14 protein-coding genes are annotated in these 16,191 nt (G+C 49.5%); 6 read left to right on the forward strand and 8 right to left on the reverse strand.

Translation table 11 applies throughout. The features are described from left to right. Positions 1 to 45: 45 nt before the first annotated feature. The 8 genes from H6F94_RS16555 to H6F94_RS16590 all read right to left on the reverse strand — a co-directional run bounded on the left by H6F94_RS16555 (position 46) and on the right by H6F94_RS16590 (position 7,121). Positions 46 to 1,224: an acetate and sugar kinases/Hsc70/actin family protein gene (locus H6F94_RS16555; RefSeq protein ID WP_190803346.1), complete on the reverse strand. Its 1,179-nt coding sequence runs from the start codon at positions 1,222 to 1,224 to the stop codon at positions 46 to 48. 664 nt (positions 1,225 to 1,888) lie between these two features. Beyond that, positions 1,889 to 2,596 carry a TIGR00266 family protein gene (locus tag H6F94_RS16560; protein ID WP_190803347.1) on the reverse strand — a complete coding sequence of 236 codons (708 nt, stop codon included), beginning with the start codon at positions 2,594 to 2,596 and terminating at the stop codon, positions 1,889 to 1,891. A gap of 22 nt (positions 2,597 to 2,618) precedes the next feature. Continuing rightward, the gene (locus H6F94_RS16565; protein ID WP_190803348.1) at positions 2,619 to 3,296 is read right to left on the reverse strand and encodes a TIGR00266 family protein; all 678 of its coding nucleotides are present in this window, start codon (positions 3,294 to 3,296) and stop codon (positions 2,619 to 2,621) included. After that, positions 3,296 to 3,958 carry a TIGR00266 family protein gene (locus tag H6F94_RS16570; protein ID WP_190803349.1) on the reverse strand — a complete coding sequence of 221 codons (663 nt, stop codon included), beginning with the start codon at positions 3,956 to 3,958 and terminating at the stop codon, positions 3,296 to 3,298. Before H6F94_RS16570 ends, H6F94_RS16565 begins: the two co-directional genes overlap by 1 nt. A gap of 153 nt (positions 3,959 to 4,111) precedes the next feature. After that, positions 4,112 to 4,984, reverse strand: a complete 873-nt coding sequence (locus tag H6F94_RS16575; protein WP_190803350.1) for an MBL fold metallo-hydrolase — start codon at positions 4,982 to 4,984, stop codon at positions 4,112 to 4,114. A gap of 208 nt (positions 4,985 to 5,192) precedes the next feature. Further along, complete coding sequence (locus tag H6F94_RS16580) at positions 5,193 to 5,807, reverse strand: superoxide dismutase (protein ID WP_190803351.1); 615 nt, start codon at positions 5,805 to 5,807, stop codon at positions 5,193 to 5,195. 138 nt (positions 5,808 to 5,945) lie between these two features. Continuing rightward, positions 5,946 to 6,590 (reverse strand): NADPH-dependent FMN reductase, encoded by a 645-nt coding sequence (locus tag H6F94_RS16585; RefSeq protein WP_190803352.1) that lies wholly within the window; start codon positions 6,588 to 6,590, stop codon positions 5,946 to 5,948. Positions 6,591 to 6,881: 291 nt separating this feature from the next. After that, positions 6,882 to 7,121, reverse strand: coding sequence for a hypothetical protein (locus H6F94_RS16590; protein WP_190803353.1), 240 nt, complete (start codon positions 7,119 to 7,121; stop codon positions 6,882 to 6,884). Positions 7,122 to 7,414: 293 nt separating this feature from the next. Here H6F94_RS16590 and H6F94_RS16595 point away from each other — a divergent pair, with 293 nt between their 5' ends. From H6F94_RS16595 to H6F94_RS16620, 6 genes are all read left to right on the forward strand, one after another. Beyond that, positions 7,415 to 7,765 carry a hypothetical protein gene (locus H6F94_RS16595; RefSeq protein ID WP_190803354.1) on the forward strand — a complete coding sequence of 117 codons (351 nt, stop codon included), beginning with the start codon at positions 7,415 to 7,417 and terminating at the stop codon, positions 7,763 to 7,765. A 400-nt stretch (positions 7,766 to 8,165) separates the two neighbouring features. Continuing rightward, positions 8,166 to 11,009, forward strand: coding sequence for a hybrid sensor histidine kinase/response regulator (locus H6F94_RS16600; RefSeq protein ID WP_199320479.1), 2,844 nt, complete (start codon positions 8,166 to 8,168; stop codon positions 11,007 to 11,009). After that, the gene (locus tag H6F94_RS16605) at positions 11,006 to 12,169 is read left to right on the forward strand and encodes a hybrid sensor histidine kinase/response regulator (protein WP_190803355.1); all 1,164 of its coding nucleotides are present in this window, start codon (positions 11,006 to 11,008) and stop codon (positions 12,167 to 12,169) included. Before H6F94_RS16600 ends, H6F94_RS16605 begins: the two co-directional genes overlap by 4 nt. A 410-nt stretch (positions 12,170 to 12,579) precedes the next feature. Next, a complete protein-coding gene (locus H6F94_RS16610) occupies positions 12,580 to 13,251 on the forward strand; it encodes a response regulator (RefSeq protein ID WP_190803356.1) in 672 nt (223 codons plus the stop codon). Further along, complete coding sequence (locus H6F94_RS16615; RefSeq protein WP_190803357.1) at positions 13,251 to 15,203, forward strand: CHASE2 domain-containing protein; 1,953 nt, start codon at positions 13,251 to 13,253, stop codon at positions 15,201 to 15,203. The genes H6F94_RS16610 and H6F94_RS16615 overlap by 1 nt, the downstream gene beginning before the upstream one ends. A 176-nt stretch (positions 15,204 to 15,379) precedes the next feature. Continuing rightward, entirely contained in the window at positions 15,380 to 16,159 is a 780-nt protein-coding gene (locus H6F94_RS16620) for a DUF928 domain-containing protein (protein ID WP_190803358.1), read from the forward strand. The last annotated feature ends 32 nt before the right edge of the window (positions 16,160 to 16,191 follow it).

Here is a 16,191-nt window from a genome sequence, read left to right on the forward strand (position 1 = left end):
CTCTTCGGGCTTCTTGTAGGGCTTTCTATTTATTGAGAAGTGCGCTTAAAGAGTAGCGGAGGCTCCGGCAGCTCGGAAGGTCGGAGCGAGAGGGAAGCGGTTCATGAACTCTAAACCACCCATGGCAACCGACATACGGCCATTCGGTAGGAAATGGGGTTCCCAAGACTCTTTGATTTCTCCTTTGATCAGCTCAGCACTGCCTCCAGAGAAGACCATGTGCTGCAAAGGTAAACCCACGAGTCGATTGGAAATTTCCTCTAAGATTTGCCACCTGAAACCTGTGATTTCGGGTTGAAAGTATTTTCGGATATCGATCGTGGTCGAGCCGTTAGCCGTAAATACTTCCAGGCTGGAAACACCGTTGGTTGCGTAAGCAACAAAGGCTCTAAAGATCTCATCGTTGGTAATGCGGGGATTGACTTTATCCCGCAGTTGGCTCGCCACCGATTCAACGATGGTGATCGTGCCCATATCGATCGGCAGCTTGTCTTCGAACGGTAAATAGAGCGGCTTACCGTAGGAACTCACCGTAAAGCCAGCAATCTGCACATCACGGTTGCCTGCCTCTACCACGCCTACCGTTGAGTTAGCGGGAAATAGCTTCTCAACATAGGCTGCTCGGACCCAGGCGAACCAAGTTTCTGGCTTAATTGCCAGGGTTGCTTCACCACCAAATAGGCGGCGAGCAATGCTGGTGGTAATCATGCGGGTGCCCCGCTCATTGGTGACCTCAAAGGTACGAGGCGTGCCGTCTTCCTCTTCAAATAGACGGCGCAAATCTTCCCAATGGGGCAGACCACTACGATTACCTGCTGTGTTGATCAGATGTTGGGGCAGGCCGAAGCCCAGCTCTACATGCAGATCTTTATCCCAGCGGCCCTGCACACTCAGAGTGGAAAGGACAGACAGCGTCAGCAGTAACGTGTTCGTACCTGTTTTTCCGGAGTTGGCAATCCGCCCAAATTCCTTCACTTCCGCGCCGACACCCGCAACCAACTTGGGGTAGCCATCCACCTGAAATGTAAATAGTGTCTCGCCACTCAGGGTCGAAGTTCTATACCGGCCTAGAACCGATGGAATTAAGCCAGAGGAGGCAGGGGCTTGCCCAGGCAGATGGAAGGTAGCGCCATCAGCAGCGAATTTGAGGGCGCTGGTGCCCGGATCGATAAAAACGGCGATGAGCCGATCTGACGTTTTGTCTCTCTCGACGGTTGCTGTCATAGATCTCTGTTGAACCTGTGGGATGCGACTGCGGCGAAGGGTAGGTGCAACTCTCTAGTCTCTGAAGGGCAGCCAGTAGTCTCTACAGAAGCTCTAGCGTTGTCCCGGACAACGCCACGTTAGCCCCGAGACTATTACAAAACTTCACTGAGCTTATGGCGGAGGTCGTGATGCGTGGAGCGTTAAGCTTCTTCCTGTTTTAAACTCAATGAAGAAGCACTAGTTTTATCGAGTATTAACTAAATTGTGATCCAAATTTGAGTTGCACAAACTTCTGTTAACCTGATCGTTTTCTAGAGGCAGAGTTGCTACTCTTAAATCAGGCACAAGGACATAGAGCGGTTTTAGGGTTGTGTCGCCTCCCCTAAGCCATTGCAGCACTACTTACAGCATCAGTTCACTGCAGTAGCCATAAAAAGAACAGCTCAAATTTTGAGTCGTACCTGGCAAATTTGCTGATTGTTAGCATCCGTGGTCTTGCCAGATTCGGCCTCATAAAAGAGAGCTAAACCATTCAGTTAAATAAGGAGGGATGTACTAAGCTTACTCGTCAGTGCTGTAAGTATCGGTAAACCTTAGTTGGAACGCTGGTTTGAATAAGTTTGCGTGGACCTGGTAGCCTTCTACTAGGTCCACTGAGTTTTTGTAGCGACTTAACAACTAACTAATCGTTGCTCTTTACAGGCCGGTAGGGATGGAGCCAGCGCAGGAAAGAAACCAGTTGGCGAGTTTGGACCCATACTCGGCCCTGACCTCGGAAGCGGCACACCAGACCCTCACCCCCAAACAGGCTGGTCTTCAGGCCACCTACAAACTCAACGCTGTAATCTAAGCTATCTTCAAAGGCCACAATGTAACCTGTATCGACGACATAGTTGCCGGTAACAGGGATTTCTAGAACGGCGCCATAGGTACTAAACCAGAGATCACCCTGACCAGTCGCTCGTAGCAGAAACAGGGATTCGCCATTGAAAAAGCCTTTGAAACCCTGCCATTTACTGTCTAGATTGACACCCATGCCAGCCGCAACAAAGGCTGAAGATTGTAGAAAAATTGAGTTGCCATTTAGATAGTAATGTTGCACATCTCCGGGCGTAGCGGGTGCAACATACAATTCCCCAGGCTGCTGCTCGGCTGAGAACTCGTTAATGAATAACGACTCGCCCCCTAACATGCGTTTAACGCCTTTCAATAAGCCACCCTTGACCTTGGTTTTCATGGTCAAATGGCGATCCATAGAGGCCATGGCTGAAGCCTCAACTTGCACCGTCTGTCCAGCCTGAAGTTGCAGTTTTAGGAAGGCGTAATCGGGCTGATGGCTGAGTTCATAGGGTGTATCAAATTGTTCGGTGCGACGGTCTTGAACATTCATCGATCGAATCTCCAGGAGCAGCTTAGCGAGGGGGAAGTTTAGGACCAACCGTGCGTCCAAAGGCAGGTGGGTTGTGAGTTTGGCAAAAGACTTTGCCTTTGCCTTTGAAACGACAAACTAAGCCTTCGCCACCCAAGAAAGAACCAATCCAACCTCGACCGGCTTTGGTGACTTTGAAATCCAGGCTTTGCTCAAACGCGACAATGTGACCGGTATCGACAGTGTATTCACCATCGACATCGATCTCGTATACAGCCCCAAAGGCATTCAGCAGCACCGGCCCCCGTCCTGAGACATCGATCCAAAAGACTGATTCACCGGAGAAGAAGGACTTAAATCCTTTCCATCCCAGGTCAAGATGGACGCCAAGCGCGGAGGCCAAATAGGAACTTCCCTGTACAACTAGATTGAGGCCGTCTCGCATCTGGTAGACGATCACATCCCCCACCAGAGTTGGTGCTAGGTAAACTTCGCCTCCCTGCTGGCTGGGGCGAAAGGTATTGAGAAATAACGACTCGCCCGACAGCATGCGCCGCAGACCTGCCATCAGTCCCTTGCCCCGTTGTTTAATGGCGGTGCTGACGTTCATGTCACCGCTCATGCAAATCATGGCTCCGCTTTCCGCAGTCAGCTCCTCACCAGGCTCTAGTGCGACATGAGCAGCAGCAGCACCAGGTGAGTGCAAAATTTCAATCTTCATCAGCGCACCTTGGGGTAAAGGAATTTCACGAGGCTGTCCATGCTGCGAGACTGAAGCACAATTTTGCCGTTACCCATGATGCGGTTGACTAGTCCCTCACCGGAAAAGAAGGACCCAAATAAGCTGCTGGATAGGCCCACCTGCAAGTTCAACTGCGGCTCGTAAGCTACTAGGTGGTTAGTATCTACAACATACTCACCAACCACTGTTTTTTCGGTTAGCCCACCGTAGGAGCCGAAAAAGACCCGGCCATTGCCCGAGACAACTTGCTTGAAGAGTCCTTCCCCAGAAATCCAACTGGCAAAGCCTGCCCAACGGATACTCAAGTTGACACCAGGTTCGTGGGCGATGTAAGCACCGGGTTGCAGACAGAGTTGATTGCCCTGGAGGTTGATGAACATGATGTCCCCAGGGGTGCTTTGCGTAAGCACCACCTGTTGGGGCGCAGAACTCAAGTTGGCAAAGGTGTTGAGGAACAGGGACTCGCCGCCCAATAGGCGTCTGAGTAAGGCACTGAGAACACCACCTGAAAATTGGGTTGTCATCTCAATGCCGGTGGACATACTGACCATAGCGCTGGCCTCGGCGGTGATTTTCTCGCCCGGACCCAGCGTTACGAAGATAGTGGCAAAGGCAGGTTTATAACGAATTTCAGTTTTCACAAAGACCTCATATGAATGTATCGGCTTTGTCGCTTGGCTTTAGCGTTCCCGCACGACCTTTCGAGGTCTATTTCTGTCACAAAAATCAAACTTGGCTTGACTTAAGCTTGACCTTGGCTTGACTTTGGTGCGCTGAAGCTGTGAAAGCTTGTCTCAGTTCTTCTCCATCCAGGCCACACACTGTTGCATCTGTTGATGCATGGTTTCGGAGCCCGCGTGATGGCGCCGACCGTGACCCGGCAACACCCATTCGAACGAGTAGTCTGCCAGCCTACGCATTGACTGAAGGCACTCGGACCATGAATACCAGCAAACACTACGAAAGGCGATTAACTGCTGAAGCTGGTCAGACCAGGCTAAATGATCACCAGTAAACAAAAACTTGTTCTGGTACAGCAAAGCAGTATGGCCTTTCGTATGACCCGGAACCGGAATAATTAGCAGATCGGGTGCGAGTTCTGTTGGCTCGAAACCGGATAGCTGAATCTCAACCTGACGGGTGCCGCTATTGATTTCATCAACGTGCAAAATACGCTCACAACCGAAGTGGTCGTGAAATTTTTGATGATCAGCGACATCGTCTCGATGAGTTAGGTATAAGTAGCGGATACCCCCCATCTCTTCTAAGCGCTTGACCAACGGAGCCGTGAACCGAGGTGAATCTACTAAGATGTTACCTTCGGCACGCTGGATCAGATAGCTAGCGGCACCATAGGAATCTTCTGAGTGATAGCCGCAATGGTAAACATTCTCAGAAATCAGTGCTGGGAAGCTGCGTTGAGCTGCTTGAATATCCTTTGGTTTTTCGACGGTACCAATTGAAGCCGTTGGACAAGCCAACAGAGCTTGCATGGCTAATAATCGCTGGTGTTCATCACTGGGTTGATGGTGAACAGCAGACTGCTCTCCGACTCGATAAAACACCTCCGGAGCCATCCAGCGACAAGTATCACAATCGATACAAGTGCGATCGACATAGAAATCACCGTCAACATTTTGTGAGAGACGTTGATTGAGCCGAGCCATATTTCATCCTTCTTTTGTAGATTTGTGAATGGAGATGCTTAAATCTTCTTAAATCACCTACAGACTTGCTCCAGATTCTAATTGTAGAATCAGGCTGAGGCTGCCTCAACTAGCTCAAGGTAGGGGGCACAAATCGTATTCAATTGACCCCCTACACTAATTAGCCTTGCTGCACTAACTAGGCGCTCATTGGATAATGCCTAGAGATTTAGGCAGTTGCTTGTGCAAAGCGACGGTTCACTTCATCCCAGTTGAGCACATTCCACCAGGCATTCAGATACTCAGGGCGTCGGTTCTGATATTTGAGATAGTAAGCGTGCTCCCAAACATCGTTGCCTAGAATTGGATATTGCCCTGTGGTGATCGGGTTATCTTGGTTAGCAGTGCTGGTAATCTCTAGCTTGCCATCTTGATTGCGAACTAGCCACACCCAACCGCTACCGAAGCGCTTGACACCTGCGTCATTGAACTGCTGCTTAAAGGTATCGAAATTACCAAAGGTGTCATTAATTGCTGTGGCAATAGGACCGGTGGGTTCACTACTAGCATTGGGTCCCATAATCTGCCAGAACATTGTGTGGTTGACATGCCCACCGCCATTGTTACGCACTGCTGGGCGAATGCTCTCAGGCACGCTATCCAGATCGCGGATCAGTTCTTCAGGGCTTTTGTTTTGCAGATCTGAATACTGCGATAGAGCATTATTCAGATTATTGACATAAGCCGCATGGTGCTTATCGTGGTGCAGCTGCATGGTTTTAGCGTCAATGTATGGCTCTAGCGCAGCATAATCGTACGGCAACGGTGCCAATTCGTAAGCCATTGGACTCTCCTGTTATTGGGTCTATGGTTAGGTAAGTATGCGGACGTGAAATACGAAGCTATGAAAACTATGAAACGGAGCAAACTGACAAAAAATAATCAGCGGCAGACTCTAAAGCCTGCCTAATGTTAGAGGAACTTAGTTTGCCTCTACCTGCAAAGCCTGAGGGACCGCAAGTCCATTTAACTTACGAGTATTCTCGACTAGACTACGAGCAAAATCGTCAAACCGTTGACGGAGTTTTTCGTCTTTAATTTGTCCGTTTTGATCGAAAGCTTGCCAGGCTCGCCCTACTGCGATTTGTTCGGGGATGACCCAACCGTGAACCCAGCGCACAATCAAGCGTAAATCATTGAGGGCATTGCTATTTTGTTCGCCACCCAAAACGCTAATTGCCCCAACGACCTTACCATCAAGCTGCTCAAAGCTCATCAGGTCTAGAGCGTTTTTGAGAACTCCACTAAGACTGCCGTGGTATTCCGGTGTTGCGAGAATCAGACCATTCGCCTGCTTCACTGTCCGACGCAGTTTTTCGACATCAGGGTACTCGGAATAATTATCTAGCCCGTCACAGAAGGGCAGAGTCAGTGTGCGCAGATCCAAGACTTCGACGCTCGCACCCAAGCTAGCAACTCGCTGAGCCGCAAAATTCAGCGCTTGATAGGTGTGAGAATCTGGTCTGAGGCTACCGCTGATACCGACAATCTTGACTTGTTCTGGGTTGCTTTCTTCTAGCGGCAAGTGGGAGTTGACTTGAGCCGCGATACCGATATTTGTTGGCATGCTCAATTCCTTTGATTTACGAAAGCGCGATCTGATCTGGCGTTCAGAAAACTCTTCGCCTCAAGCAGTGGTATTAGTTCGCCTGCAAGACTGAAGTGACTTTGAGGTTGGGCTTCTCCTAAATCATAGTCAGTATGAGTTCGATTTTCAAGAGGGGCTTGGTTGGCTCAGGCGAATTGAGCGCAGCAGGGACGCCAAAATTGCGCCCAGAGGTACCTGCTCATAGAAAATCCTCCACTGCCTCTCGGGTTGGAGATGATGGTGGGGGGACTGAATTTGCTCAGGCCAGCCTTATCGCTGACTGAGCGTCCGGGTCAAAGACTCGGCAGGGGTGATGTCAAGCACAAGCTTTTCAGAGCCGTGCATAACTGTGAGTGCTGGTCTCACGCCGACTTGGGTATCTGGCAATAAACGGCGCAAGTCGTCAATGCTGGCTAGGAGTTGATCATCAGAAGCAAGGGCAGCCTGGGCGGATTCTAGTCCCCCAGTTGCAAAATCATGGTCGTAGACCAGGGGTAACACTTGCGACATGGCTGCGACTTCTCCTGTTTAGAGGATTGGACCAGAGTTTTCAGCCTACTTGCGAAGCTCGAAGACTCTGGCTTTTAATTGATTAAACACAACGCAAAAGCAGCCTGATGGCTGTCTCGGCTCTCTCCCGAAATGTCTACTAAGCTCGAACCTAACCTGTTCCCAGCCTAGGAGTAGCGTATCTAACAGAAAAAGATGACGTCGAAGGTCTCCCCCCGGGTACTTTTCAGCCTCTAGCCAACTCCTTATAATCGGATAACTCTATTTATAAGAAAGCGACTTGGGAGGCTAGCGTGGCCTATACATTCGAAATCCTGGGTGTGTCTCCAATTTTACAATTTTTTTACCAGCAACAGACGATTTTGCAGCAGCCCCAGCGCTCTGGTCCGGAGTATCTAGGAGCCTATCGTTGTACGCTAGATGCCTTCATTGAATCGGTTGAAACCTCGTTGCCGGTGAGGGGCTGGGAACTGGATAAAGTTGTCGATACCGTTGTAAATTTCTGGATTGAAAACTCGGATAACATTCAGTATTGGAAGCGCCAACTAACAGATGCTGGCAGTGAAAATCTGCTAGTTGCTAGAGTTGCCAACTTCAAGGTTCTGCGCGCTGAATTTGAGTTTTTGATCCAGCACGACACTTGAAAAGTTTTCTCGTCGTCAGCCTTGTATCTTGTTAAGCTCTCAGAAGGCTCTTGACGCTGATTGATTGCGTCAACAAGAGTGGATTCTACTTGTTTGTTACCGATTGACCCCCGTGTTCTTCTGGTAGCTCAGCCGGTTATTGCCAGAAGAACATTTTGTTGAAGGGGATGCGGTTGTGCTGTCTGTCAGCAGCAGGCGGCATAAGCAAAACGACTCGGATGGACAGAACTATCCTGCGAAGACTAGAGTAAAGGCAAAAACTCTGCAAGGGATTCGGTTAACAGCCGAGGGCGATCATGGAGGATATAGTGCGTCGTATGCCGCTCAATCAACGCCGCCTGACAGCTGACTCTATCAGTCCTGTCTAGACCTGTCTAAGTCCCTGAGCGCTCCCTCTTGCATGATGGTGATCAAATCGCTGCTCAGCCAGTTTTCTCAAAGCTCTAGGAGAGTTCCCCTTCGAGCCGTCCTGGTTGTACCCTTTGTGCTCCAGATTTTTGCAGCCGTGGGCTTAACCGGTTGGCTCTCGTTCCGGAACGGTCAGCAGGCCGTGAATGAAGTGACTGCCCAACTGCGAGACGAGGTGACCGCTCGTATCCAGCAACAACTGGACCGCTACCTGGAGGTCCCTCTATTGGTGAACCAGATCAACGCCGATGCGATTCGCCTTGGGCAGCTCAACATCCAGGATGAGCGTAGTCTGGAACGCCATTTTTGGCAGCAGATGCAGTTGTTTAGCTCTGTCGGCTACATCGGTTTAGGCACCAACCAAGGCGAATACGTTGGTGTACAGCGGCTCGATAGCGGTGAGCTGTGGATTGATGTAGCTGGCCAGGCGACAGGGGGCAGTATCCAGACCTATAGTAGTGGCCCTCAGGGTAGACGCGCTCGCCTATTAAGAACTAAGCCTAACTATGACCCTCGTGCTCGAAGCTGGTACCGAGCGGGTTTAACCGGTGCAGGGAAACCCGCCTGGACTGAGGTTTACCCTTACTTCGGCACAAAAACACTGGCTATCAGTGCCAATCAGGTTTTCTACAACGAGCAGGGCAACGTACTGGGTGTAGTCAGTGCTGACCTGATCCTGTCTCAAATCAGTGACTTCCTGCACGGTCTTAGAATCGGGCGCACGGGCCAGACCTTTATTGTGGAGCGCTCTGGCTTTCTCGTCGGTACCTCAACCCTAGAGCGCCCCTTTCGCGTTACCAGAACAGCTGAGTCCCAGGAGCGACTCAAGGCGATAGAAAGCCGCGATCCGCTCACCCGCCTGACTGCCCGCTATCTAGAAACCCACTTTGGCAGTTTGACTCAAATTGGCAGTAGGCAGCAGCTAGATTTCACGATTAATGGTCAGCGCCAATTTCTACAGGTGTTACCACTGCACAACTCTCAGGGGCTGGACTGGTTGATTGTGGTGGTGGTACCTGAAGCTGACTTTATGGAGCGTATTGATGCCAACACCCGTTCCACGGTTTTGCTGTGCTTAGGTGCCTTGGTCTTCGCAACGCTGCTGGGCATTCTTACTTCGCGGTGGATAGTCGAGCCAATTCTGCGGTTGAGCGCTGCGGCTAAAGCGCTTTCTCAAGGGCAGTGGGAGCAAAACGTGCCCGTTGAACGGGAAGATGAACTGGGAATTCTGGCAACGGCTTTTAATCAGATGGCAGGGCAACTGCGCGCGTCCTTTGCAACTTTAGCCCAGCGCAATGAGGAGCTAGAGCTACGCGTAGAAGCTCGTACAGCTGCGATTCGCCAAGCTAACGAGCAGTTGTTGGTAGAGATTGCTGAGCGTCGGCAAGCGGAGGAAGCGCTCCGGCAATCGGAGGGAGATCTGCAAAAAGCCAAAGAGGCAGCGGAGGCAGCTAACCGGGCCAAGAGTGAATTTTTGGCCAACATGAGCCATGAGTTGAGAACCCCCCTCAATGGCATCTTAGGTTATGCGCAGATTCTTAAGCGAGGCAAGAGCCTGACGGAGCAGCAGCAGAATGGCGTGGAGATTATTCAGCAGAGCGGCGAGCACTTACTCACGCTAATTAATGACATTCTCGATCTCTCTAAGATTGAAGCTCGAAAGATGGAGCTTTATCTGAGCGAGTTTCATTTTCCTGAGTTTCTCAAAAGCATTGCCGATCTATTCAGAGTTAGAGCTGATCAGAAAGGAATTTCATTTATTTATGAACCGCTTTCTTGGCTACCCTCGGGTGTATACGGCGACGAAAAAAGATTGCGTCAGATTTTGATCAATTTGTTGGGCAATGCCGTCAAGTTCACGGAACAGGGTGGCGTTGTTTTCAAAGTAGGCTATCACAATCAAAAGATTCGCTTTCAAGTAGAAGATACAGGAATTGGTATTCCCTCGGAGAAACTAGAAGAGATTTTTCTGCCGTTCAAGCAGGTAGGGGATCATAACCGCTGGGTTGAGGGCACCGGTTTAGGACTACCGATTAGCAGCAGACTTGCCAAAATGATGGGCGGGGAGCTGCAGGTCAAAAGCACTGTTGGTAAAGGCAGCACATTCTGGTTTGAATTGGAATTACCAGAAGTGTCTCAATGGCCTGAGATGAATTTGAACGACAAGCAGGCAATTGTTGGTTTCAAAGGTGAGAAACGCAAAATTCTAGCAGCCGATGATAAACCAGAAAATCGCTCAGTTTTAGTTAATTTGCTCTCCCCTCTGGGCTTTGAAGTGATAGAGGCTATCAATGGCCAGGATTGCCTGAGTAAGGCGGTGGAATTTCAGCCAGATGTCATTTTGATGGATCTGGTAATGCCAGTTATGGATGGTTTTGAGGCCACACGCCAGTTGCGGAAATTAACCGGACTAAAAGATGTGATCATTATTGCCACATCTGCAAGCGCCTTTGATTATGACCAGCAGGGCAGTTTAGAAGCGGGCTGCAATGATTTTGTTTCCAAGCCCGTTCGGGTTGAGGAGTTATTGAGTGGCCTGCAACGGCACTTGGGTCTGGAATGGGTGTATCAAGAGGGCCGCTCGGTCTCTGTGGCCCCTATTGGGGAGAACGTTCCAGTCTTAACTTTGCTGCGGCCATCGGCTCAAGAGATGACTGTATTGCTAAATCTAGCGGTAATTGGAGATATCAGAGGCTTGTTAGAACAGGCGGACAAGCTAGAACAACACAATCAGCAGTTCGCACCATTTGCAACAGAGTTACGTCAGCTAGCCAAAGGTTTTCAAGTCAAAAAAATTCAAGATTTTATCAAGAAGCAAATGGCAGGCAATCCATGAGTGTTGGCAACAGGCAACAAAGTATTGTTCTGATTGTTGATGATAACCCAACTAATTTGGGGGTTCTTTTTGATTCGCTCTATGACTCTGGTTTCAAGGTGTTGGTGGCTCAGGATGGGATGAGCGCTATCGAGCAATTGCAATATATTAAACCCGATTTGATCTTGCTGGACGTGATGATGCCCGGCATTGATGGTTTTGAAACCTGCCGTCGCTTAAAAGCAGATGAGGCAACCAGAGATATTCCTGTGATTTTTATGACAGCATTGGTTGAAACTGTTGACAAGGTCCGAGGGTTGCGTATTGGCGCGGTTGATTATGTAACAAAACCCATTGAACATGAAGAGGTTTTAGCTCGCATTACAACCCATTTGACCCTTCAAAATCTAAGTCATCAGCTGCAAGAAAATAACGAGCATTTACAGCAAGAGATTAATGAGCGCAAGCGAGCAGAAGAGGCGTTACGTGTCTTTTTTCATGCGGTCTCTCATGATCTACGCAATCCCGTTGCAGGCATGCTAATCGTGTTACGTAATCTGCTCGCAAAGCAGACTGAGGAGCAGCAGAGTGGGGAGCAGAGTAGCCCTGCAACAGCTGCCGTTCCAGTTTCAACTTTGGAACGAATGATTCATAGTAGTGAGCGCCAACTTGAACTCATAAATTCGCTGCTCGAAACTCATATTAACGAGACTCAGGGCATGGTTCTTCAGCCTGAGACTATCCAGTTACAGCCATTAGCGCAGGCTGTGATCTTGGATCTGGAACCTCTATTAGTACAGAATCAGGTGGTTCTGACCAATCTAATTCCTTTAGATCTGCCAAGGTTTAGTGCGGACCCTGCCCAGCTCTGGCGAGTCCTAGAAAACTTGATCACGAATGCCCTGAAGCACAATTCTCCAGGAATAATGGTGCGCCTCAACGCTGAGGTTCAGGATAAGTTCATTCGCTGTACAGTTGAGGACAACGGTGTAGGTCTGAACTTAGAGGAGGGCCGTAACCTGTTCGATCTTTATGAGCGAGGGACTCAAAGTCAGCACTCATCTGGTCTCGGTTTAGGTCTGTATCTCTGCCGCCAAATCATCGAAGGGCACGGTGGTCAGATTGGAGTAGTTAGTGGAGTTGGAACTGGAGCGACCTTCTGGTTTACCTTGCCTTGCTAGCGGTAGCAGCTCTTTGTAGAGATTCTTGTATGGATATATCTGAGAGCTTTTCGAACTGAAGCAATGACAGACGGAATTAGCTTCCTCAGAGCAGGCAACCGATAATGGAGTAGAGTCAAACTAGATTAATCCAATGGAACCTTTCCAAAATTGGAAAACTAATTTCCAGAGACAGCCCTGTATATTTTTAACTTTGCCGCTAGCATAACTACTAGCTTACTTCACTCAATCTTTGCCAACATAATCCTGATGAGGTCTAATTCATCATGAGATTGAAAAACTTGAACACAGCGTTAATATCAGCTTTACGATCGATGTTTTACGCTTGACTTCGCTCAACTTCCAACTTAATCTCAAGAGATCGTAAAGGCGGTTTCGAGCCACCGAGCAATCGATTAACAGGTATGTATATGAGCCAGGCAGGATCAGACACAACTCAGCAGACGTTCCTGGTTGTGGACGACCATGAGGCAATTTTGGAGGGAACGGTTCCTGCCCTTAAAAGCAAATATCCTCAAGCTGAAGTTCTTACGGCTCAAGATGCGCAGAGTGCTCTGGGCCAGGTTGCTCGTCGGCAACCAACCTTGGTTGTGGTGGATTTGAGCTTGCCCGAAAAACCACAGGCGGTAGCTAATCCGGAGGTCGGTATTCAACTGCTCAAAACCTTGATGCAGGGCCACCCTGCTCCTAACTTAATGGTGTTAAGCACAAATATCAAGCCACTGGTACGCCTCAAACCATTGATTAACGCCTATGAAGGTGGTTTCGCCGCGATGGATAAATCTTTACCCATTCGCGAGATGCTAAGGCTGATCGACTTTGCCCTCAGAGGCTCAATTTATCTGCCTCCTGAAGTGCGTGCCCGACCGGAGTTTGACCGTAAGTGGCTAGAAGTCCTGACACTCAAGTTCCAAGAAGGATTGACTGACAAAGCGATTGCAGAACGGATGGAAGTTAGCGATCGGACTGTGCGCAACTATTGGATTAGGTTACAAGATGCTTTGGGCGTTTATGACGAACCGGGCAAAGACTTGCGCATTCAAATTGAAATAGAGGCTAGAAAGGTAGGATTACTGAGTTGATGCGTGGTTTCCGGCAGAGATTAAGTGAATCTGGAGCCTGTAGAAAGATCAAGCAACAAGTCAAAGTATGGCGAGCAGGAGCCTTGCCGGGTTTGGCGGTAGCTGGGTTAGTGGTTGTTGCCCGTCTAACAGGCTCGCTTCAAACCTTAGAGTGGATGGCCCTCGATAGACTGCTGCAGTTGCGGCCAATAGAGGCTAGGGATCCACGAGTTGTCATTGTTGGAATTGATGAGCAAGATATCAATGCTGCTGGGAAGTTTCCTATTCCTAACCGGGATTTAGCCCAAGCTTTACGAATCATAGAAAGTTATCAACCTAGAGCTATTGGGCTTGACATTTTTAAAGATCTGGTCGCAGAGCCAGATCGAGCCGAGTTAACAGCCGTTTTCAAAAACGCGCCCAATCTAGTGGTTATCGAAACTGTTTTGAACAGAGATACCAATGTGAAACCTCCACCGGAGGTTCCTCCGGAGCGGGTGGGTTTTGCAGATAGCTTATTAGATCCGGACAATAAATTACGTCGTAGCCTACTGGCCGGAAAAATACGAGGCTCAGAGACAATCGAATACTCGCTGCCTTTGCGTTTAGCAGCCCTCTATTTGCGCTCAGAGGGTATTCAGTTTCAACCGAATACCCAAGTGAGTCAACCCCTTCGTTTCGGCACTACTGAGCTACCTCGTTTTTTGGCTAATTCTGGCGGATATGTTGATGCTAGGGCGGGCGGGAATCAAATTCTTTTGAATTTCCGTGCTCACCCAGAGCCGTTTCCAACCGTTTCCTTGCAAGATATTCTGGGGAGCAAGGTTTCTGCTGAACTGATGCGGGACCGCATCGTGCTTGTGGGCATGACTGCGTCGAGTGTCAAAGATAACTTTGCGACTTCTGCCCTGCCGAATCCACCTGCATTGGGAGCGCGAATCGGGGGACCGAGTGCCGATCAGTATCAGTTACTTTACGGTGTGGTCATGCATGCCCACGCCACGAGCCAAATTATTAGCGCGGTTCTGGACGGACGACCCATGATCAGAGTTTGGACAGATGGCTGGGAGTACCTTTGGATTGTGCTCTGGGGCTTGTCTGGGATCACCCTAGGTCTCGTGTTGCAATCCCCCTGGAAAACTATTCTGAGCATTGGTCTTGGCAGTGCTGGTCTAATTGGCATTTGCTATGTGCTCCTGATCTGGGGTTGGTGGGTTCCAGTGGTGCCAACTTTACTAGCTTTTTGTGCCGCAGGTCTCACTAGTTCATTTTTTGATCGCGACTTGAGGATCCTATTAGAGCAACGAAGCTTAACCCTAAAACGCACCTATGATGCCGTGCACAATGGTCCTCTACAAACCTTAGCGGCGATGCTACGCAGTATTGACGAGGCAGAAACTTCACCAGAGCAGTTGCGTTCACAATTACAGTGTCTCAATCGTGAATTGCGCTCGGTTTATGAGTCAATGAACCAAGAAATTTCAAGTGGTGAAACTCCGTATTCTGAGATTCCATTGCAAGAGCTGCTCTATCAAGTCTATGAAGAAACTTTGCTGCGGGACTTTAAAGGTTTCACAACGATTAGAACTTTTATCCCACCCGATTTTTCGTCCTTAGAAGCTCTCTCACTAACAGCCGATCAAAAACGCAGTCTCTGCACCTTCCTACAGGAGGCTCTATGCAACGTTGGCAAACATGCTGTCGGGGCAACTCGCTTGGATGTGGTCTGTAGTCAGGATGAAAATTGGTGCAGCCTGCGCGTGATTGACAATGGTACCAGCAGCCTTTTAACTCAGAGCCCTGATGGTGGGCGGGGAACGGAGCAGGCAAAAGAACTGGCACGGCAACTACGAGGGAAATTTCAGCGACGGCCCCACTCTCCTCAAGGAACGGTTTGTGAGTTGAGTTGGCCCCTCACAAGAGGCTGGCGCTTCCGCTGGTTGGCTGCACTCACTAAACACCTATCAGCCTAAATATCCTGAACAGTCATAAAACTGTTTGAACAATTTAATTGCAAAAATCGGAAGCCAGGGAGTGCCAAACTGGAATGAAAACTTGCCATGACCTCGATATGATCAGGATGAAACAAGGCTGATGATTGCCCCTTCAGGCGGGGATAAGCTTCTAACCATTTCTTCTCCAGGCGACGATGATGCGACCTCCAAGATTTCTGAAAACTCAATCGGTTACTAAGACATTGAAGACATTAGCAACCGGTAAGGCACTAGTGGCTGGCTTGGTGCTGACGACGTCTCTGTTGCTACCTACACTGGCTATTGCTGGTGATGATAGTGATTATCTGCCTGACACCAGTCGTTCTGGTGGCTCTAGAGGCTGTAGTACCAGAACTTCCCCCTCCGCTGAGAGCAGCGCTGCTCTCATCCTGCTCACTCCTCAGCAAACCTTGGGACAAACAATTTCTACGCGCCCAACTTTTGCTTGGTTTGTGCGCGATGCTGGCTCCTGGCCAATGGAATTCAGGCTCTATGAGCATGACTTGAGCAATGACCAATTCAAGTTGGTTAAGGAAATCAAAGATGAGAGCTTCAAAAGCGCTCCCGGTATTACAGTGCTGTCTCTCTCTCAGTCGGTACCCGAGCTGACTCCCGGCAAGCGTTACCGTTGGCAGGTGGAATTAGTCTGTAACGCCAGTCGGCCTTCTGGTAATCCTTTTGCCGAGGCTGAGCTTGAGGTTATCTCGCCCCGTTCTGAACTTAGAACCAGCCTAGCGGGGGCTCGTGACCGCTTGAACCGTGCAACCCTCTACGACCAAGCCAACCTGTGGTATGACGCTTTGGGATTGGCCCTCACCGCGAACTCAGATACTCAGCTCAGGGCGTTCAGAGCCTCATTGCTGGATAAGGTGGCACTTGGCGCAGCGGAAAGATCAGAACTACAAGGCAGCACCGTTCATCAGGTGCAACGCTGACCTTAGGCAGGAACGAGGGGCCATAGTTACAG

Origin of the sequence: Leptolyngbya sp. FACHB-261 (genome assembly GCF_014696065.1) — a bacterium.
Taxonomy (GTDB): domain Bacteria; phylum Cyanobacteriota; class Cyanobacteriia; order FACHB-261; family FACHB-261; genus FACHB-261.

Bases quoted from the DNA above. Each gene is read 5' to 3' on its own strand.
- H6F94_RS16555 (WP_190803346.1), bottom strand. From the start codon at position 1,224: ATGACAGCAACCGTCGAGAGAGACAAAACGTCAGATCGGCTCATCGCC.
- H6F94_RS16560 (WP_190803347.1), bottom strand. From the start codon at position 2,596: ATGAATGTTCAAGACCGTCGCACCGAACAATTTGATACACCCTATGAA.
- H6F94_RS16565 (WP_190803348.1), bottom strand. From the start codon at position 3,296: ATGAAGATTGAAATTTTGCACTCACCTGGTGCTGCTGCTGCTCATGTC.
- H6F94_RS16575 (WP_190803350.1), bottom strand. From the start codon at position 4,984: ATGGCTCGGCTCAATCAACGTCTCTCACAAAATGTTGACGGTGATTTC.
- H6F94_RS16580 (WP_190803351.1), bottom strand. From the start codon at position 5,807: ATGGCTTACGAATTGGCACCGTTGCCGTACGATTATGCTGCGCTAGAG.
- H6F94_RS16585 (WP_190803352.1), bottom strand. From the start codon at position 6,590: ATGCCAACAAATATCGGTATCGCGGCTCAAGTCAACTCCCACTTGCCG.
- H6F94_RS16590 (WP_190803353.1), bottom strand. From the start codon at position 7,121: ATGTCGCAAGTGTTACCCCTGGTCTACGACCATGATTTTGCAACTGGG.
- H6F94_RS16600 (WP_199320479.1), top strand. From the start codon at position 8,166: ATGATGGTGATCAAATCGCTGCTCAGCCAGTTTTCTCAAAGCTCTAGG.
- H6F94_RS16605 (WP_190803355.1), top strand. From the start codon at position 11,006: ATGAGTGTTGGCAACAGGCAACAAAGTATTGTTCTGATTGTTGATGAT.
- H6F94_RS16610 (WP_190803356.1), top strand. From the start codon at position 12,580: ATGAGCCAGGCAGGATCAGACACAACTCAGCAGACGTTCCTGGTTGTG.
- H6F94_RS16615 (WP_190803357.1), top strand. From the start codon at position 13,251: ATGCGTGGTTTCCGGCAGAGATTAAGTGAATCTGGAGCCTGTAGAAAG.
- H6F94_RS16620 (WP_190803358.1), top strand. From the start codon at position 15,380: ATGATGCGACCTCCAAGATTTCTGAAAACTCAATCGGTTACTAAGACA.